The 19375-nt window shown below is 29.4% G+C and carries 16 protein-coding genes, 1 tRNA gene and 5 pseudogenes; 17 read left to right on the top strand and 5 right to left on the bottom strand.

What is annotated here, in order from left to right:
• Positions 1-750: 750 nt before the first annotated feature.
• Positions 751-1173, top strand: coding sequence for a helix-turn-helix domain-containing protein (locus OCHUTO_RS00475; RefSeq protein ID WP_045796921.1), 423 nt, complete (start codon positions 751-753; stop codon positions 1171-1173).
• Positions 1174-1386: 213 nt separating this feature from the next.
• Here the strand turns inward: OCHUTO_RS00475 and OCHUTO_RS00470 are convergent, their stop codons facing one another.
• Both OCHUTO_RS00470 and OCHUTO_RS00465 read right to left on the bottom strand, forming a co-directional pair.
• Positions 1387-2316: a site-specific tyrosine recombinase XerD gene (locus tag OCHUTO_RS00470; RefSeq protein ID WP_045796920.1), complete on the bottom strand. Its 930-nt coding sequence runs from the start codon at positions 2314-2316 to the stop codon at positions 1387-1389.
• A gap of 68 nt (positions 2317-2384) precedes the next feature.
• Positions 2385-2456: transfer RNA gene (locus tag OCHUTO_RS00465), tRNA-Cys, on the bottom strand.
• Positions 2457-2652: 196 nt separating this feature from the next.
• Between OCHUTO_RS00465 and OCHUTO_RS07000 the strand changes: the two are divergent.
• From OCHUTO_RS07000 to recD2, 7 genes and pseudogenes are all read left to right on the top strand, one after another.
• Positions 2653-3254: pseudogene (locus tag OCHUTO_RS07000) on the top strand (TolC family protein); the annotation flags it as partial.
• Positions 3255-3260: 6 nt separating this feature from the next.
• Positions 3261-4013 (top strand): TolC family protein, encoded by a 753-nt coding sequence (locus OCHUTO_RS06740; RefSeq protein ID WP_370664234.1) that lies wholly within the window; start codon positions 3261-3263, stop codon positions 4011-4013.
• Between the two features lie 40 nt (positions 4014-4053).
• A complete protein-coding gene (locus OCHUTO_RS00455) occupies positions 4054-4551 on the top strand; it encodes a DUF2497 domain-containing protein (RefSeq protein ID WP_045796919.1) in 498 nt (165 codons plus the stop codon).
• A gap of 1 nt (position 4552) precedes the next feature.
• Entirely contained in the window at positions 4553-6148 is a 1596-nt protein-coding gene (locus OCHUTO_RS00450; RefSeq protein WP_045796952.1) for a hypothetical protein, read from the top strand.
• 60 nt (positions 6149-6208) lie between these two features.
• Positions 6209-6931: a tRNA (guanosine(37)-N1)-methyltransferase TrmD gene (gene trmD / locus OCHUTO_RS00445; RefSeq protein WP_045796918.1), complete on the top strand. Its 723-nt coding sequence runs from the start codon at positions 6209-6211 to the stop codon at positions 6929-6931.
• 24 nt (positions 6932-6955) lie between these two features.
• Entirely contained in the window at positions 6956-7336 is a 381-nt protein-coding gene (gene rplS, locus OCHUTO_RS00440) for a 50S ribosomal protein L19 (protein ID WP_045796917.1), read from the top strand.
• A gap of 26 nt (positions 7337-7362) precedes the next feature.
• A complete protein-coding gene (gene recD2 / locus OCHUTO_RS00435; protein ID WP_045796916.1) occupies positions 7363-9534 on the top strand; it encodes an SF1B family DNA helicase RecD2 in 2172 nt (723 codons plus the stop codon).
• Positions 9535-10111: 577 nt separating this feature from the next.
• Here the strand turns inward: recD2 and OCHUTO_RS00430 are convergent.
• Positions 10112-11407, bottom strand: coding sequence for an ankyrin repeat domain-containing protein (locus OCHUTO_RS00430; protein WP_052694599.1), 1296 nt, complete (start codon positions 11405-11407; stop codon positions 10112-10114).
• 522 nt (positions 11408-11929) lie between these two features.
• Here OCHUTO_RS00430 and OCHUTO_RS06995 point away from each other — a divergent pair.
• The 8 genes and pseudogenes from OCHUTO_RS06995 to OCHUTO_RS06160 all read left to right on the top strand — a co-directional run.
• Positions 11930-13294: pseudogene (locus tag OCHUTO_RS06995) on the top strand (TraG/VirB4 family ATPase); the annotation flags it as partial.
• Between the two features lie 298 nt (positions 13295-13592).
• Complete coding sequence (locus OCHUTO_RS00415; protein WP_045796915.1) at positions 13593-14111, top strand: gamma carbonic anhydrase family protein; 519 nt, start codon at positions 13593-13595, stop codon at positions 14109-14111.
• Between the two features lie 76 nt (positions 14112-14187).
• Positions 14188-14313 (top strand): type B 50S ribosomal protein L36, encoded by a 126-nt coding sequence (ykgO, locus tag OCHUTO_RS00410; protein ID WP_045796950.1) that lies wholly within the window; start codon positions 14188-14190, stop codon positions 14311-14313.
• A 768-nt stretch (positions 14314-15081) separates the two neighbouring features.
• Positions 15082-15294 (top strand): site-specific integrase, encoded by a 213-nt coding sequence (locus tag OCHUTO_RS06165; protein WP_052694598.1) that lies wholly within the window; start codon positions 15082-15084, stop codon positions 15292-15294.
• Positions 15295-15298: 4 nt separating this feature from the next.
• Complete coding sequence (locus tag OCHUTO_RS05020; protein WP_306305433.1) at positions 15299-15688, top strand: tyrosine-type recombinase/integrase; 390 nt, start codon at positions 15299-15301, stop codon at positions 15686-15688.
• A gap of 143 nt (positions 15689-15831) precedes the next feature.
• Positions 15832-16106 (top strand): annotated as a pseudogene (locus tag OCHUTO_RS05015) (hypothetical protein).
• Positions 16106-16617: pseudogene (locus OCHUTO_RS00400) on the top strand (TraE/TraK family type IV conjugative transfer system protein). The pseudogenes OCHUTO_RS05015 and OCHUTO_RS00400 overlap by 1 nt, the downstream one beginning before the upstream one ends.
• Complete coding sequence (locus tag OCHUTO_RS06160) at positions 16614-16901, top strand: hypothetical protein (RefSeq protein WP_232296889.1); 288 nt, start codon at positions 16614-16616, stop codon at positions 16899-16901. Before OCHUTO_RS00400 ends, OCHUTO_RS06160 begins: the two are co-directional and overlap by 4 nt.
• 334 nt (positions 16902-17235) lie before the next feature.
• Here the strand turns inward: OCHUTO_RS06160 and OCHUTO_RS06155 are convergent, their stop codons facing one another.
• Positions 17236-18210, bottom strand: a complete 975-nt coding sequence (locus tag OCHUTO_RS06155) for an RAP domain-containing protein (RefSeq protein WP_232296888.1) — start codon at positions 18208-18210, stop codon at positions 17236-17238.
• A gap of 132 nt (positions 18211-18342) precedes the next feature.
• A complete protein-coding gene (locus tag OCHUTO_RS06150) occupies positions 18343-18867 on the bottom strand; it encodes a hypothetical protein (RefSeq protein ID WP_232296887.1) in 525 nt (174 codons plus the stop codon).
• A gap of 213 nt (positions 18868-19080) precedes the next feature.
• On the opposite strand from OCHUTO_RS06150, the pseudogene OCHUTO_RS00385 reads away from it, so the two are divergent.
• Positions 19081-19375 (top strand): annotated as a pseudogene (locus OCHUTO_RS00385) (conjugal transfer protein TraC); the annotation flags it as partial.

Here is a 19375-nt window from a genome sequence, read left to right as displayed (position 1 = left end):
CCAGAAATGGTTTTAATGGAAAAAGGTGTATGTTTTTTGAGTTTTTCTGTTCCTTTTTTGATGGTATTGCAGAAATTATGTTTACTTTTTGAGAGATTCTACTATGATATTTGTTTTAGGCTTTTTACTAAATAATGTGCCTAAATATCTTAATTTTAAATAGTTAACTCACAAGCTTTATACAAGCGTTTCTAAAACCTTATGTAATAATAATTTCTAATTGATTATATCACTCCTCACACAGCTGTATGCGCTTTTTTATTAAGCTTCTTCTTATAATGAGTAGTAATATCGCCAAATACTTTATTTCTAGAAGATATTTTATTAGTATGAAGGCAAATTTAAGATCAGATTTATATATTAATAACAGCTCATATAAAAATATTTAAAGTTTTTACAAACGAGACTTATGGTATAAATAATACTTATTAATCTCTGAATAGCTTATTCCAAGTGTTCTAGTAGGTTATCTAATAATATTATTAGATAAATATGTACTATTAATTCATTGATTACTACTTTTAACAAAACCATTAAAATATATAGTTGTTATATCTTTTTTTTCTCTTCCATAGGGTATTCTATTATATTTTATGAACCATTTTGTTAAGCTATAAATGGATTAATAGTTTTTATTTATCTATAACACAAGTTAAAAATAAATTAATTGTAAACAGAATTATTACTTGATTTTTATTAAATCTAATTATAAATTAAATAAGTGAAGGTGAACTATAAAGTGAAATAATTATGGCTACTAGTATTAAAGTCAAAGCTGACTCAGTTGATTTATACGTTAGCAAACGCCTTAAAATGCGACGCATAATGCTTGGTCTTAGTCAAAAAAATTTAGCTGAGGCAGTGGATGTAAGTATACAGCAGATTCAGAAATATGAAAAATCAACAAACCGTATATCCAGTGGTAAGTTATACAGTTTTGCTAATTTATTACAGGTGCCAGTAAACTATTTTTTTGAAAAAATAAGCAGCTATACTGAGCCAAGGGATAATATTAATACATCTATATTTGCTGAGGATCAAGAAATCTTTCAGTTAGGTGATACTGTTCCAGAAAAAGAATTAATAAATCTTATTAAGGCTTTCAATGAAGTCAAAGATCTTCAAATTAGAAAAAAAATTATTGACTTAGTAAAAAGTTTAAAAAAAACCTAATTATTTTAATTTATATTAAGGTATAAATTAAAAATATTTAGCAGATAATAAGGCATTAATATACGCAGTAATGTAGATATTTTAGAAATAAAAAAAGCACGATGATTCTGCTTCTAGGTTATGTCAATTGGAAGAACATGCATAAGAAAGTTTGTAGATAGTATAATATATATTAAACATTCTATTAATTTTAAAAATTCAGATTTAATGGTACTAATGTTTGTTTAAACCAGCTGGATGATATTTTTCTATTACATGTTTCAGCCTCTTTGGTTGCACATGAGTATAAATTTGAGTAGAGCTAATATCAACATGCCCTAGCAGTTCTTGAATAACTTTTAAATCCGCCCCTCCTTCAAGCAAGTGACTTGCAAAGCTATGTCGTAATATATGTGGAGAAACGCTATCAGGTGAAAGTCCAGCATTAACAGCTGCTTGTTTTAGTAATATAGCAAAATTTTGCCGAGTCATATATCCTTGCTTAGCCTTAGATAGAAAAAGATAGACACTATTCTTAGCATTCTTAAATGGAGAAAAAAAATCTCGATAAGGTAAATATCTAAATACAATCTCACTAGTGAAATTATTCATAACTACTAGCCGCTCCTTATTCCCTTTTCCTAAAATGGTAAAGTGATTTTTTATTTTCCCAGAACTATAATCAAACTTTAAATCAGTAATTTTTATACTAACTAATTCTGATACTCTAAGACCAGTAGAATACAGCAAGCAAATCATCGCTAATATTCTTATACCTTCAGCTGTAGTATCTTTTAAACAACTATCAATTAAAGTTTTAATTTCCTTAATTGATAATATTTGTGGCAATCCAGATTTATAACGTGGCACTTCAATGCTAGTTATAAATTCAGTCTGAATTATACTTTCTGTTAGTAAAAATAAATAGTACTGCTTTAAGGTAGATATCTTACGTGCAATAGATCGAAAACTAAGATCTTTATCAAGGAGATAATAAATAAATGAATCAACATCCTTTGCAGTAACAACTAGCGCATTCTTTAGTTGCTTATACTTAAGAAAATCATTAAAATCTTGCAAATCGCGCTTGTATGCCAATAACGAATTAGCTGAAACATTTTTTTCAGCTACCATAGTTTCAAAAAACTGTTCCAAGAAGTCCATAATTACTGTACTTAACTTAGCATATAATATTGTTCAAAATAGCTTTTGCTGCAAGCAACTGATGGATGAGGCCAGGGCCGGAATTGAACCGGCGATAGAGGATTTGCAGTCCACGGCATTAACCACTTTGCTACCTAGCCATAAATTCTTTAAAAACATTTATAACGAATATTAGCAATAAAAACAATATTTTTCTCAATAGATTTTATGATAAAAAAACGATATAATATATCTTATTATCTATAAAATTTTATAAATAAGTTTAGTAGTTATTGTATTTATCATAAAATTCCATTAATAAAAATTAATCTATTATAAAAAAACTTCTAATAACAAATGTTAATTTCATTTAAAAAAACTATTCTAGCAATATATTATCTAATATTACTAACTTATAGTTTTTCATGTTGTGCTATAGATATTAATACAGCACTAAGTAATGCTTATCAAAGTTCCATTAAATTTAAATTATTGCAAGATAAGTTTTTCCAACAAGCAAATCAGCACTTAAAAATTTATGCAAATTTCTTACCTGAAGCACACACATCAATATCATCAGGCAAAAGATATCACCATAATGGCAACAATAATTGGTCTTCAAGTGGTAATTGGCTTCCCAATAAGCATGCTACAAATAATTTATCAAATGTTGAGTTATCAATTTCGCAAAACTTATTTAATGGTGGTCAAGATTTAATAAGGCTAAAAATTAATAAGCAAGAAGCTTAACAGCTAAAGAAAAATTTTATCATGAAGAACAAGGATTAATATATAAAGGTATTGAAATCTACTTGGACTATTATTCTTCTATTGAAACATCTAAACTTTATAAAGCAAAAGTATATTATTTTCAAAAAATGCTTGAGATAGAAAATCAAAAACAAAGCCTAGGAGAAAGTAACAGTGTAAATGTTGCTAATGCACAAGTTGGTTTAACAAAAGCTATGTTTGAGCACATGGCGAGTATTACTGCACAACAAAATATAGAAAAAAAATTCTATAATTTTTTTTCTATATTACCTAGCAATATAGAATTGCCAACAATATCTAATGATTTTGCCAGCAATGAAGCTGAATTAGTTAACTTAGGACTAAATAATAGTTTTGTGCTTAATAGTTATAAAAACCAGATATTAGAACAGCAATTAAAAGTCAAATTTCAAAGAGCAGCTGTTTTACCTAAAATAAATGCACGTTTTTCAATACGCAGCCCATTACCTCTGCTAAAACCACAAGAATATCTTACTACTGCTGATTTTGTTGTTGCAATAACAATACCTATATTTAATTATAATACGGCATTTTTAGAAGCTAGATCTGAAACAAGAGCTCTTAATATGCTAATAAGTCAGTATAAAGATATATTAGAAGAAATTAAGGTGTCTATAGTATCGGAATTAAAACAATACAACTCTATAAAACAGCAGGTCGAATACTCCAAAGACTATGTCAAGTTTATTTCTATTGCTCTAACAGCAACTCAACATGAGTATGAATTAGGTAATATACGTATTACAGATTTATTAAAAGTTCAAAACAGCTTTTATGATGCTCAAATTGAAGATATTAAAGTTAATGTTGAACTTTTAAAGCATATGTATAAAATAAAACAGTTAACTAATCAATTAACTGCTAAAGCATTAAATTTGCAGGTAGATTATTTCATTCCAGAACAAAAGATAAAATTTAAAAATTAAACTATAACATAATAAAATTCTAAAAATTAGGATAGTATGTATGACTAAACTCCAAAAAGAAAAGGAAGATTATAATGAGCCTGCTAACCAACCAATTGAAGAAATTTTAAACTCTATTAAAAATGTAATTAACTGCAATACAGTTAATTCTTTAAATAATGCAACATATGATACTGAAGATAGTAATGATATTTTAATATTAACTGAAGTAATTAGTAGTCCTAATCAAATTAACAATATCAATACAAATACAATTAAAAATAATTTGTTTAATATTACCACAGACAGACATAATTCAGAATCTACTAAAATTGAATCAAAAGTTAAAAAAAATATTAGCAGTCAAACTCAAGATATTTCAATTAGTAAAAATAAAACTATAGAAGATATAGTGATAGAATTACTTAAGCCAAAACTATCTGAATGGCTTGATAATAATTTATCTAATTTAGTAAAGTCTGTTATTAATCCTATTATTGTGCAGGAAATAAAGCAGCAATTATCTAAAATTGATCAATCAAAAAGTAAAAATTTATAAAATGTTCGCTAAAAGTAAATTAATATGTTTAATTACTATAAGTTTAATGGTTACAAGTAGCACTACTACTAATGTAATTATTAATAACTCTCCTGCCCTTTCTTCTCTTCCATTGCCTGATGGAATAAATAATCAAAATTTAAGTGATACCAATAACAGCTGGTTGAGTAAGATAAAATCTTTTTTTGGTTTTCATGTTGAAAATATACAGGATAAACTCGAAGCTACTCAAATACAAAATAGCTCTAATAATGATTCTCCAAGTCAAAAGAAATTAAAAAATAAGACTTTAAATGCAGTATCGCATGATACACTAGAGGATAATGATATAGAATTACCAGATATACTTAAAGCCATGGAAATACATAACACTAACAATGGCAAGTTGTATTCAACTCCCAATCAAAATCCATACTCTCAAGATAACAGTAAGGCAGATTATAACTCAACCCAAATTAATCAAACTATTAAAGAACATAACAATATTAATGATCCATACATAACACTACCTGAACCTATTACATTATTAAGTGAACAGCATAATACATATACTCAAAATTTTTTCAAAAATTCTGAAGTTATTAACAATTCTAATCAACCAGATAATACTAATAATAAGTTAGTAGCTCAAACGCAAGATAGCAATTCAAAAAAACTTCAAGAAAAAAATATTTCTTTAGCACCTACAAGTAATCAACAAAAAGCTAACAATAGTCAAACTTTAGAAACTCAACCACTACTAGCGATAAATGAAAATAATGCTTCATTATTAGCTCAAGTACATGTGAATGACAACTCTAAAGATACCAAGATTAATTCAGGTGATAATAGTTTAACTCTTAATAAAAGTTTCATTCCGCTTATTGATAATTATGTTCAATCACAAAGTGACAACAGTAATTATACTGATAATGCTATTACAGCTTATTCTAGCATTAACAATAATATTATTCAACGACTACTAAATAACAACAAATTTAGTACTACTAATAACGATTATTTCTCTTCTACAATATCAAAAGATGATACTAATGCCATTAACTTAAATATTTTAGATATTAATGAAGATAACAATTTGGAGAGTAAAGTAGATGAACATACTAAAGATAATCATAGTAGTAATGCATTGCCTACAATCGAGCAGCAAGATAGCAGTAATACTAAAAATGAAATTATCGAACCAGCACCAGCCCAAACCTTAGTATCAAGCCAAGCTAATACCAGCAATTTAGAGCAAGTATATACTAATGATAGTACAAATGACTCTATCGATATACAAACTGATCCAATAAATCTAGCTATTAAAGATAAAATTAATAACAAAACTAGAGATAATGTTGAGTTAAGCATGTTTATTGATCGCGAATTAATAATATTAACTGCAGAAAATGATGATATTGAGTTAGGAGAACTTACTGATAAAGCCAAGCTAAAGCTACTTGAGGATTGGAAATATATTAAGTTAATTGAAAAAGAGATAAATTATAGAAAAGAAGCAAGTAAGCGACAAGCAGTTAATAATATAATTCAGTATCATCGTACAAAAGAAAAAAAAGTACAAGAATCATATATATCTAAATGCGTTAATAACAAATAATGATATATCTTATTATTTTAAAGATAGATTGCAAATAAAGTTAATTATTATTTAATATTCATGCCTAATAATAGCTTGTTTCATATTAACATACTTTCTTTATTTCCAGAAATGTTTCCTGGACCATTACAATATTCATTAGCTGGAAAAGCGTTAAAGAAAAATATATGGTCATACAAAGTTATCAACATTAAAGATTTTGGTATTACAAAGCATAAAAAAGTTGATGATGAACCTTATGGAGGAGGTTGCGGTCTAGTTATGAGAGCTGATGTTCTTGCCAAAGCGATTGATTATGTATTAAATACTTATACTGACTTAAATATTCAGCCATATCTTTATTATATGTCTCCTAGAGGGGAAATCATAAATCAAAATTTTATTAAGAAAATTATTAAGCAAAAAAATATAATTATTATCTGTGGAAGATTTGAAGGAATTGACGAAAGGGTAATAGAAAAGTATAATATATTGGAAGCTAGTTTAGGAAATTTTATTTTATCTGGAGGAGAAATAGCTGCCCTTGCCTTGCTAGATAGTTGCATAAGATTACTTCCTGGTGTTATAGCAAATCAAAGTACATTATTAGAAGAGTCATTTAATACAATTGAAGATAATATGACCTTGCTTGAATATCCACTATATACTAGACCATCGGAATGGTGTAATCTTAAGGTACCTGATGTTTTGCTTTCTGGCAATCATAAGCAGATAAAGGAATGGAGATTAAATCAATCTATCAAAATTACAAAACAAAGACGCCCTCATTTTATTAACAAATGAAACTAAAAATCTAAGGAGTACAAAATGAATTTAATTAAGCAATTTGAACAAGAGCAAATTGAGAAGCTAACTCAAGGAAAAAAAATTCCTAATTTTAGATCTGGAGATACTGTAAAAGTTAACTTAAGAATTATTGAAGGAGATAATGAAAGAATTCAAGTTTATCAGGGAGTTGTTATTGCTCGTACTAATCGTTCAATATCATCATCATTTACAGTTAGAAAAATTAGTCATGGCCAGGGAGTAGAAAGAAAATTTATGCTTTACTCTCCATTAATTAGTAGTATAGAGCTAGTTAAGCAAGGAGTAGTAAGACGAGCTAAGCTGTATTATTTAAGAAACTTGCAAGGTAGAAAGGCTAAAATTAGAGAAAAAATTTTTTCAAAATCAAAAGATAACAAATAAATATTATTATACTTAATAATGCTAACATGAATGTTAAATCTCTACCTAGTAATAATCAGATTCTAGGCTTGGTAGAAAGAATAACTTTTCATAACCCAGAAAATGGGTTTTGTATCATTAAAGCTAAGGTTAGTCATAAAAAAGACTTAATAACAGTAATTGGTTACAGTTCTGCTATTACAGTAGGTCAGCATATTGAAGCTAGCGGCATATGGGTTAATGATAAAGAATATGGTCTGCAGTTTAAAGCTAATACATTAAAGGTTTCGCTACCAACAAATATAGAGGGCATAGAAAAATATTTAGCATCTGGAATTATTAAAGGTATTGGTCCAATATATGCTAAAAAATTAGTTCAAACATTTGGCATAGATATTCTTACAGTTATTGAAAACCAAGATGCTGCACTAAAAAAAGTACCAGGAATAGGTCCTGTACGTGCTCAAAAAATCTGGGAAAGTTGGAATAGTCAAAAAGTTATAAGAGATATAATGCTGTTCATTCACAACTATAATATTGGCGCTAGTAAAGCTGTTAAAATATATAAGGCTTATGGAGCAGAAGCAATAAATATTATCAAATCTAACCCATATAAATTAGTATCAGATATTAAAGGCATAGGTTTTAAAAGTGCAGATAACATCGCAAAAGCTATAGGTATTCCAGAAAACTCAATAATAAGAGCAAAAGCTGGAATAAATTATGCTTTGGTAACAGCTATGGGTAATGGTAGCTGCGGAATGCCAACTGATAAGCTAATTAGCCTTTGTCATGAACTACTTAATATTGATGTTAATCTTATAATTGATGCATTATCTTTTGAAATAAATGAACGCAATGTTGCAGTTGAAAATATTAATGGCGAAGAATGTATATTTCTTAAGGGATTAGCTTATGCTGAGCTTAAAATAGCTGAATTAATAGTTCATCTTAGTAAAGGTAAACTGGCATGGCCTTCAATCAGCAGCAATCAGATAACAGAATATATAAATAAAGCAAACATTAAATTATCTTCTAGTCAGCAAAAAGCACTTACCAAGGCTTTAAAGTCTAAAGTAATTATTATCACTGGAGGACCTGGAGTTGGAAAAACTACTTTAATTAATTCTATAATTAATATTCTAGAAAATATAGGAGTTACCATATTACTTGCAGCTCCAACTGGCAGAGCAGCAAAAAGACTAAGTGAAGCAACACAACACTCTGCTTATACTATTCACCGTTTAGTACATAGCACTCCTGGACAAAATGCCAGAACAATTACAAAACTTAAATGCCAATTACTAATATTAGATGAAATGTCAATGGTTGATGTAACAACAATGTATGCAGCAGTTAGTGCTCTGCCTAGTACTGCTGCTCTTTTTTTAGTTGGAGATATTGATCAACTACCATCAGTAGGACCAGGCCAAATTTTTAATGATTTAATTAAATCTCAAAAATTGCCTATAGTAACACTAACAGAAATCTTTCGGCAAACTAATCAAAGTAATATTGTTAGCAATGCTCATAGAATTAATAATGGACTGTTTCCAATTTTTCAATCTAACCAAAACAATGATTTTTATTTTATTAATAGTAATACACCAGAAGATGCAATTGCTAAAATAATTGAATTAGTTCAGGTACGTCTTCCAAAAAAATTTTCTATCTCTCCATTTACTGATATACAGATATTGTCTCCAATAACTAGAGGAACCTTAGGAACTAAAAATCTCAATACAGTACTGCAAAAAACACTATTACCAAATAATTCAGCAAATAATGAAATACTTGTTTGGGGAAATATTTTTAAAATTGGTGATAAAGTTATGCAAATAGTTAATAACTACGATAAAGATGTATATAATGGTGATATAGGAATTATTAGTACAATTGACCATGATAACCAAAATTTAGTAATAGATTTTGATGGTAAGAAAACAAGCTATGACTTCGATGAACTTGATGAAATAGTACTTGCTTATGCTATCACTATTCATAAATCCCAAGGTGGGGAATATCATACTGTAATTATTCCTCTCATGATGCAGCATTATCCTATGCTCCAACGTAAGTTAATCTATACTGCTATTACTAGAGCTAAAAAGTTAGTTATTATTATTGGACAAAAAAAGGCACTAAATATTGCTATTAAAAAGAATGCTGCAGATTTGAGATATTCTACTCTTAAGAAGAGATTAATAGATATAACTTAATATAGAATATTAAGTTATATTTGTACTATATTTTCTAAGTTTTATGCCAAGAGAATAATATAAACACACCTTCAAACACAATATCTATACTCTAGTATATGCAAATATTATATATATCGGTTTTAGATTAGAAATTAAATATAAGGTTTAGTAATCTTAATTAAAAAAAACAATAAACAACTAAGAAAGATATAGGCAAAAGCATTCTATGCTAAGCGGTGTATTGCATGTTCAATATCAAAATAAAAACCATGTAACCTCAATTTACGATTAACATAAGTTTTAAATGCAGAGGTTTTAGCTAGCTTCTTAGTGTTGACAGATAAGTATGAATTTTATTCATCCATTGATTACTCTTTTAACAAAATAATCGACAAAGCAATATAGTGCTGTTATATCTTTTTTCATGCGATATTCTTTTGATATTTTTTTAATTCTTATATGAAATTTCTCTCATCCTTTGCAAACCATTTTCTTAAACTTGCAATTTATACTCTAACTCCTGTATCTAATTATTCCTGATGCAAAACTGAAGTATTTATTCTATTTTTTAATATACTCATGCACTTAAAAAAGATTAATCATCATATATAGCATGCGCTCCTGTAACTTGAACATTACTATCTTCCTCACCAGGAGATTGAATTTTTATTAACTCTTCATCACTTAAGTGCTCTAATATCATGTATTGTATTTCATTAGGCAAGCTGGACCAAGATGTTTCACTTAGTAGCATCTCATCCGACTGTGGAGCCAATATTTTATTCATTGATGTAACTGCATTATTTAATGCAGCATTTCTTTGCTTACCTTTTTCAATAGACTCATTAATGAAAGGATCATATATAGGAAAATTTACCTTGGAACATTGAACAATATCAGAACTATTAGCACATCTTGCTAATATATTCATATCCTTTGTCAACACAAATATGTCAAAAAAAGTACTTTTGCCAATCTTCATACTATTCATTTTCTGTACTTCTTGCTGGCATTTCTGTTCTAATTCTGTTAAAAGTGGAGATTGACTTATTAAAGCTTTATTTTGTCGAAATCCTGCTGTATTAACACCTACTCCGCAATATTCTAGCTTAACAATATGAGCAATTAATAATGTATCCATTGCTGCATGATTTATACCAATATTAAACCTATTGCAAACTAAAGGAGTTTCACCATTATTGTTTTGTAAATTGATGTCGGCTTTATAAGATAGTAGAAGCTTTACACATTCTTTTGCTTGATTTGTAATAGCCCGGGATAAAGGAGTATTACCAAAAAAATCTTGAGAATTAACATTAGCTCCATTAGCTAACAAAATATCTGCCAATATTGTATTAGATCTTTGCACAGCGGTATGCAGAGCAGAATCAAGCAACATAGGATCAGTTATGTAACTTAATAGTACTTTTACAACTTCCACATTATTTTTTTGAACAGCTGCATTTAAAGGAGGAATACCAAAAGCATCTGGTATGCCTAGATCAGCTTTATAGATATATAAATGTTTTATAACATCTATATATCCTGCTCTCACAGCCATCATTAAAGGTGTTTGCTTTACATTGCCTTGTAAATTTATATCAGCCCCACAATTTAGTAGTAGTTCTACAACTTCTGTATGCCCTTTTTTAACAGCAAAATGCAAAGCAGCATTAGTATACTGCCCTTGCACTTGTAAATTTATATCAGCTCCATGACTTAACAGAAGCTTTATAACTTCTATATGGCCTTCTTGTGCAGCATAATGTAAAGCAGCATTACCTAATTCATCTTGAGCATTAATATCAATATTACTTTGTTCTGATAAAAGCTGTATTAATTTTTCTATATCACCCACTTTAGAAGCTTCATGTAAAACAGTGTTGCCCATTTTTATAGTCCCATATATTAAACTTTGTTTATAAAAATTTATACAACCTCATAGTATGCTAATAAAAACCATAATCATGCCTGGTTTTACCTTATAAGGTGTACTTATATTTTTAAGAACTATTATACATTAAATAAGTAATCATTCAATCTAAAATTGATTATTAATTACAACCATACTTCTTTAATTTGAAAAGTTAAAAAAATTATCAATAAAAATGAACTCTGCAAATTATTGTTTATTAAGGATGCTAATCTCAGTTTTAGATTAGGAATTTAGAATTCAATTTTTTCTTAAATTGTGTATTCTTAAATTTTTGATACTTGCCTTCCCTTTTGGCAAATTTTATACAATACTCTATGTTGATGCTCTAAGTGTTAGCCTTTGTTACTATCCATTTGTAGTACCAATTTACTTTTAGATTCTAATTTTCTCGTTTTCAATATTTCTACTAATTTAGTATAGTTAGAGTCATTCTCTATAGGTAAAACTGGTCTTGTAAGGCAGATAAAATCAGTATTTGGATTAAATACTGAAAATGTTGATGCAAACAATTGCTAAATTCATCAGAATAATATTTAATTGGCCTGAAGAAGACATGCAGACATTAACCCCTATGAAATATTGTCGGAACAAATTTACGAGGAGATTTTTCGCTATTAGAAGAGAAGATTAAAATTAAATAAGAGCAAGTAATATTAGCTTAGAAGCTGGTAAAAGGCCTACAGAGTGGAGATTGTCAGCTATGGACTTTTTTTAGGCAATGAAATGCGTCGTGGAGAGATATAAAGTCTAACTTTTTGTTCATTTTGGCTTGCAATTTTACCAAATCAGGCTAGAACTGCTGCTGTACAAAAGAGAGGCATTGAAAGAAATATTAGTGCTGGAATGGGTAAGTTTTTTCCTGATTTCTCAGAAGCGAGATTATCAAGGCGTAGCGCTTTACAGGGTGGTGATAGAATGGTTCATCTCAATGTATTATGGGGATAAAAAGGCTAAACAGTCTGCATCGCTTTTGTTCATGTTAAGACGTAGTGGTTGGTACTTTGTCCTGTAAGTATGATCATTTAGCTGTTCTACTAGCTTCATTACCAATGCAATTAGTTGAACAAGGCAAATATATTGGCAAAGGTTATAGGACTGGAACAGCCTTTCAGCTTAGGTAGAGGTATAAAACGTTTCATCGAAAGTAAAGTATTATTACCAATAATTGGTGAATGGAAAGGAGATTTAAGCTCTCCAGGATGCTATTAACTGGCAGACGAGGTCAGATAATGTATTGGTCCCTTTTGGTGGAGCATTATTACCAGCATTAAATCATGCAACAGCTCCAAATGAGAACTTCAACCTCTGTATAGCGGAGTTCCTGGATCTGGAAAATCTGTTTTTATGCAAGAAATGATGCTATCAGTTCTAGGCATTGGGGGTAAGGTTTTTGTCCTTGATTATGGAAGATCATTTAAGCGTACATGCTTGATTCTAGGGGAAGCTACATAGAATTTGATATGAAAAACCAATGTCATTAATCCATTTTCAGAAGTACCAGAAAAGATACTGAAAAGCTATGAAGCTAGATCAGACTTTTTATCAAGTTTCCTCTATTTTAGCAACATGGCGCTCCTCAATATGGAACAAGTGATTTGCAGCAGCCTATGTTACAAAAAGCTCTGATATCAGTGTGGCAGAATAAGGGCTCTAAGGCTGAAATAACTGATATTGCCGACTGGTTACTAGCTAGAAAAGAATCATATGCTCAGGAGCTTGGCAATATTTCCTTTTACTAAAGATGGACAACATGGTAAGTTCTTTAGTGGCAAAGCTGAGTTGTCATTGAACTCAGATGTAGTAATATTTCTGCTCTTAATAACTTTAAATAAAATTACCTGAGAAACAAGAGATAAAAATATTCTAAAATAAATATCTAAACAATATTATAGAACAAGATTATATATAAAAAAAACGAATTCTTGGTTAAGAATTTTTATAGTGCAATGGCAGCATAGCTTCTAAAAGCTCAAATTTATAATTAATAAATATACCATAACAGATGCGACAGAACATATTTTCTGTGAAATATGCTATTTTAAATCTTGACTTTCAGTATTGCGTTTTTTAGTATGCAGTATATGCTTTAATCTAAATTTAAGCGTTGAATATAAAGTATAATTAAGTAGACTTTAACATCATGCAGTACAGTATTATACCATATAACAACATTTTACCTAACATTCACAAGTCTGTTTATATTGCTCAAGGTGCTCGAATAATAGGTGATGCAATAATAGAGCAAAACAGTAGCATATGGTTTAATGTAGTAATACGTGCAGATGTGTCTAAGGTTAATATTGGTCAGGCAACAAATATTCAAGATGGTACAGTAATACATGCATCTCGTTATAATGGACCAACTATTATTGGTAGTAATGTTACAGTAGGTCACAATGCCACTATACATGCTGTTATTCTTAAGGATTATGCTTTTATTGGCATGAACTCAGTTATTATGGATAAAGCTATAGTTAGGGAATTTGGTTTTGTAGCTGCTGGAGCTTTAATTGCTCCAGGAAAGATAGTTGGATCTTACCAATTATGGGCAGGCATACCTGCTAAATATATTAGAGATATTACTACTTCTGAAATTGAAATGATTCAAAATTCAAGTTCACACTATATTGAGCTAGCCCAAAAGTACAAATCTATATAATTAATAACTGCATTGACTGATTTAATAAAAGAACATATATTGTATGCTATATTTTTGATAGTATATGAAAAATAATATGAAAGTAGTTAGTTCGCTAAAATCTTTAAAAAATAGAGATAAAAACTGCCAGGTGGTAAAGCGGCGTGGTAAGATTTTTATTATTAATAAAAAAAATAAAAAATTCAAGGCACGGCAAGGTTAGGTGCTGTTTAGTAGTTATTACAAAATTTTTTGTAATAGTTAAAATTTTTATAAAATTCTTATTTTAAATAATAACTGAAAATATAGTTATTTCACATCTGTGTGGCATATTTATTAATTTATATAAATTTGAGATTTTAGATATTATGTTGCTATTAACGTTTAAAAATTCTTAAAAGTAGATATAGTCATTAGCTTCAACTATTTATCCTGTTTTTATCATGCAAATATTTTCTATACTGGTAATATTTAATATGAAAACTCTTAAAACCAAATATTATTTTAATTCGTTTTTAATAAATCTGTGATATTGTTCAGATATTTGTTTTGGAATATTTTTATCTCTTGTTTCTCAGGTAGATTTACTTAAAGTCATTAAGAGAAGAAGTACTCTACTACTATTATTTTTTTTGCATTATTCTAAAAAAATCTTTTTGAAAAAATACCTCAGCAACTGCAACATATACTTTATTAGAGGATTCAATAGTATTATTTTACTAGTGTCTGTATAGTAAAACATCTTTCTCTAAACATTCAGTTTTGAATTAAGAATTTTAGAATTATTAAGAGTATAGCAAAATATATACTGAACACTGGAAACAATACGCTGCAAGAATATATAATCATGCAAATCAATCATTATATTCTAAAAAGATTAACAAGATTGAGATATTGAAAAAGTATTTAACAACATAACTAAAAAGAAGCAATATGCAGGAGCAAATCAAGTTCTGAAAGGTATAAAAAGTATATTTAATAAGGCAATAAAATGGGGATTAGTAGAACAAAATCCTGCACTAGAAAAGAGAAACATAGAATGCAAGCAAGAGAACGTCGTCTAACTTACGATGAAATGCCGAAATTTTTACAAGTAGTAAAGCAAGAAAAGAGCGAGATAGTCAAATGTTTCATACTGCTAGCGTTATATACTGAAGCTAGAAAAAGGAATGTGTTAACCATGAAATGGAGGAGATTTTGCTAAAAAAATATGGCATATACAAAAAACTAAGAATGGAAAGCCACAAGATGTACCATTAACAGACGATGCAATGGAGATATTACAGGGGATGAAAGTAACATCAAAATGGGTACTACCAAGTGATACTAGCAAAAGCGGACACTTAGAGTCTCCAGATAAAACATGGCGTAAGATTTGTGCAAAGGCAGGCATAGAAAGAATACACGACCTAAGAAGGACATTTGCAACTTGGATAGTAGATGAGGATGTAAGTCCTTATGCAATGCGTGTAGTATTGAATCATGGTAGTATACATTCAACGAGTATTTATGCTAGAGCTAATTTAGGATTAGTGCGGCGGATTATGGCTAAAGTTACACAAATGATGAATGAATGTACTGGAAGTTCTGTATCATAGATTAACTAATAGTGTACGAGTAATGCACGTTAATGTAACTTAATTATCACAGGTGCTATCTGCGTTTGAAGATATTCAGCTAATTTAAACATTATATTAGTAGTATGAGTTTTCTCATGCTACAATTATAGCTATAGGTGATTATGCAGAAGTTATACTGGTCATTGTCGAGGCCATTGAAATATATGGGTTTAAGCATTGATGAATGGAGTGTAGTGCTAGCTGGAGTAATCAATAGTATTATTAAATAGCAGTCATGCTAAACTAGGCTTATTGTCTATAGTTACAGGTGTTATATTATGTTATAGCTTTAAGAAATTTAAAAAGGTTTCAGATTTTGTTAAAGAGTTTTTTAGTAGCCAAAGGTCTATTGCCAATAAGTTATTTAGGCTTGCTAAATAAAAAAGTTGGTAAATAGTGAATCATTTCTTTAAGCAAAATGCTGTACAAGAGTTAGTAAGATATAATAAGGTCTTGCTGGTAGTTACTATATTCAATATCTAATATAATTGCAATAATGACTGCAATTATAAAAGAAGAAAAATGGTTATTGATTGATAGAGCCTAATCGTAAAATGGTAGTATCATCAAATAGCTATCACGAGGCTTATTTAAAGGAATGGGGCTGTAATGAAGGGATTATTTCTCCAGGTGAGGTAGAAAGGCAGATAGCAGATATGAAAGTTGTATCTAGTGATACTGAAGTGCTAAACAAGTTTTTTCAGAATCATGTACAATTTGTTAAAGGTTCAAATGTGTCTTCAGTCTTTTTTCCAAAGAAGATTGAGGTAGAAATAGTATTAGTGAGTGGTACATTTCGTTATTGGTTTAGTGATAATAAGCATATTGTCGTGAATAAGACTTATCTTTTAACTTATAAGAGAAGTTACCTTTTGTTGCTAACTGGTGTTAAAGAGAATGAGATATGAGAATATTAAGGCTTTTATTAATTTTAGAAGTGAAAGATTTAAAGCAATTCATTTATAAAGTAATTATTCAAAATAAGCTAGTAATTTGTCTAGCAGGTGCAACAATATTAGTTACTCTAATTTTGTTATTGATCTGTGTGAGCCTAATCAGCTTCTTTAGAAGTGATGATTTTGATTGTAAAATTCCTAAAGGTGTAAAATGTAAGTCTTTATCAGAAATAAAGGAAATGGTTGCTCAAGGATTTTTTGATTCTGATAACATAGAATCAAGGAAATCAAAATAAAGTGAGTATACATAGGGATTTTGATCGAGAAAGATTATCAAAATGTCTATGAATCGTATGATGAAAAGACTCAATTGTTCTTTAATTGTCGTTCAATAGGCTTACTTGCTTGGCAGCTAGTAGGAGCAACGGTTCAGGCATAATAATATTTGTTACCTTTAGAAGAGTATTACTACCAACATTAAATCAGCATGAAGCAACCCCAAAAAGAGAACTTCAATTTCTTAGTTGATTTTTGGAAGCAATATAGAAAAATATATTAGAAATTAAAGCCCACGTGCATCATAATCTCCTAATGCTTGCATTTCTGAATCAGATGAAACTTCATGCGTTGCTATAACTGATAGATCATCAATTGCATCATAAAATATTTCTTCTGGTGCATCATAAAATATCTCCTCATATGCTTGTGCTTCTTCAGAAACAGGTTCATCTTAGATAGCAATTCACTTATATAGCTTTCTTTGCTAGCCATTGTTTTGCACTTATCCCAATTCCAGTATGAAATTCTAAGTACTTTATATTGATACAAAGATAATAATGTACTATTAAGCCTTGTTGAGAAATTAGGAGCATTGTTATCGTCAAAATGAGATGGCCCATCTACTTGTATTACTATATTTTGTCCTTTAATAAAGATATCAACATTGGAAGTAGTTTGTTTAATATAAAACTCGCTTTTGATATCTTGCGGGGCTAATACTTTTTTTACTATCTTAAGCACATCCAGTTGTAAATTTGAAGTACGACAAGGTTCTAAAGTAGATTTATACTTTCTTTCAAGTAATTGACGGTTTTGTGAAGTCAATATACCTGTGCCTGTTTTACTAAAATAATAATGTGCTTTTAAAATTTGACTAATATCCTTATTATCAAACAGTGTAGTATTGCTATTAACAGAATTGATAAATTGCTGTAGTACTTTAATTTTAGAATTACATAGAACATTTAGTATAAATATACCATAAATAGAATTAGATAAATCTTGATGGTTAAATTGCTTTATAGTTGCAGTAGCATGCTTTATCCAAGCATTAATAAAATCATCTGGTGGATGTATCTCTAACCGTCCTAATGCAGATAGCGAATTAGCTAAATTTTGAGAGTTAAAGTAACCTATACTTGCAGTAGCATGCTTTACCCAAGCTTTTACAAAATCATCTGGTGGATGTATCTCTAACCGTCCTAATGCCAATATCGAATTAGCTAAATTTTGAGAGTTAAAGTAACCTATACTTGCAGTAGCATGCTTTATCCAAGCATTAATAAAATCATCTGGTGGATGTATCTCTAACCTTCCTAATGCCAATAGCGAATTAGATAACTCTTGAGGGTTAAAGTAACCTATACTTGCAGTAGCATGATTTATCCAAGCTTTTACAAAATCATCTGGTGGATGTATCTCTAACCTTCCTAATGCCCATAGCGAATTAGCTAAACCTTAAGGGTTAAAGTGATTTATAGTTGCAGTAGCATGATTTATCCAAGCATGAATAAAATCATCTGATGGATGTATCTCTAACCGTCCTAATGCCCATAGCGCATTAGATAAACTTTGAGAGTTAAATTGATCTATAGTTGAAGTAGCATGATTTATCCAAGCATGAATAAAATCATCTGATGGATGTATCTCTAACCGTCCTAATGCCCATAGCGCATTAGATAACTCTTGAGAGTTAAACTCATCAATTAGATCTATAGATTTATTTGTCCAAGCATTAATAAATTCGGTACTTATACCATATCTTAATTTTGCAAATTGATACAAAACTGTTGCTAAACCTCTAGCATCAAACTTTAGATGCCTGTATCTTAGGTCTTCGGTTTGTAGTAAAAACAGAGCTCTATTGTGAATCTCATCTATGACAGCTTTTGATAAGCTATGTCCTTCTCTACTAAGCAGTTGACATAGTTTAATACTGCCCATTGCCTGAATATTATATTGCGGGTTAGGTCTATGATACATATTTTAAACTTTCTATACAGTTTTAGTTTTGAAACATTAAATACACTTTCTAGAACAATATTTACACATTGAATGAGTAATATATATTCCAACTTTATTCTTGATCAACTTTTAATTAAGTGTCGTTGAAAAATATTTATGACTGTAGCAAAAATAAATGTATTCATTACATAAATGAAAATACTCTGCCGGAAAAAAACACAAAATACCTTTTTTAGCTCGCAGATTTTACCAAATCAGGCTAGAACTGCTGCTGTCACGAAAAGAGAGGCATTAGAAAGAAATATTAGTGCTGGAATGGGTAAGTTTTTTCCTGATTTACTACAGGAAGCAGAAGATCTATCAAGTGCTGTAGCTGCTTTACATGGTGGTAATAGAATGGTGTCATCTCAATGTCATTATGTGGAATAAAAAGGCTAAACAGTCTGCATCTGCTTTTTGTTCAATGTTAAGACGTAGTGGTTGGTACTTTGTTCCGTGTAAGTATGATCATCTAGCAGTATTATTA

The sequence above is a fragment of the Orientia chuto str. Dubai genome (assembly GCF_000964595.1).
GTDB lineage: Bacteria > Pseudomonadota > Alphaproteobacteria > Rickettsiales > Rickettsiaceae > Orientia > Orientia mediorientalis.
This window is presented reverse-complemented; position numbering and strand designations above follow the sequence as displayed.

Coding starts and splice junctions, on each gene's coding strand:
- OCHUTO_RS00475 (WP_045796921.1), top strand. CDS start 751: ATGGCTACTAGTATTAAAGTCAAAGCTGACTCAGTTGATTTATACGTT.
- OCHUTO_RS00470 (WP_045796920.1), bottom strand. CDS start 2,316: ATGGACTTCTTGGAACAGTTTTTTGAAACTATGGTAGCTGAAAAAAAT.
- OCHUTO_RS06740 (WP_370664234.1), top strand. CDS start 3,261: ATGTTTGAGCACATGGCGAGTATTACTGCACAACAAAATATAGAAAAA.
- OCHUTO_RS00455 (WP_045796919.1), top strand. CDS start 4,054: ATGACTAAACTCCAAAAAGAAAAGGAAGATTATAATGAGCCTGCTAAC.
- OCHUTO_RS00450 (WP_045796952.1), top strand. CDS start 4,553: ATGTTCGCTAAAAGTAAATTAATATGTTTAATTACTATAAGTTTAATG.
- trmD (WP_045796918.1), top strand. CDS start 6,209: ATGCCTAATAATAGCTTGTTTCATATTAACATACTTTCTTTATTTCCA.
- rplS (WP_045796917.1), top strand. CDS start 6,956: ATGAATTTAATTAAGCAATTTGAACAAGAGCAAATTGAGAAGCTAACT.
- recD2 (WP_045796916.1), top strand. CDS start 7,363: ATGAATGTTAAATCTCTACCTAGTAATAATCAGATTCTAGGCTTGGTA.
- OCHUTO_RS00430 (WP_052694599.1), bottom strand. CDS start 11,407: ATGGGCAACACTGTTTTACATGAAGCTTCTAAAGTGGGTGATATAGAA.
- OCHUTO_RS00415 (WP_045796915.1), top strand. CDS start 13,593: ATGCAGTACAGTATTATACCATATAACAACATTTTACCTAACATTCAC.
- ykgO (WP_045796950.1), top strand. CDS start 14,188: ATGAAAGTAGTTAGTTCGCTAAAATCTTTAAAAAATAGAGATAAAAAC.
- OCHUTO_RS06165 (WP_052694598.1), top strand. CDS start 15,082: ATGGGGATTAGTAGAACAAAATCCTGCACTAGAAAAGAGAAACATAGA.
- OCHUTO_RS06160 (WP_232296889.1), top strand. CDS start 16,614: ATGAGAATATTAAGGCTTTTATTAATTTTAGAAGTGAAAGATTTAAAG.
- OCHUTO_RS06150 (WP_232296887.1), bottom strand. CDS start 18,867: ATGTATCATAGACCTAACCCGCAATATAATATTCAGGCAATGGGCAGT.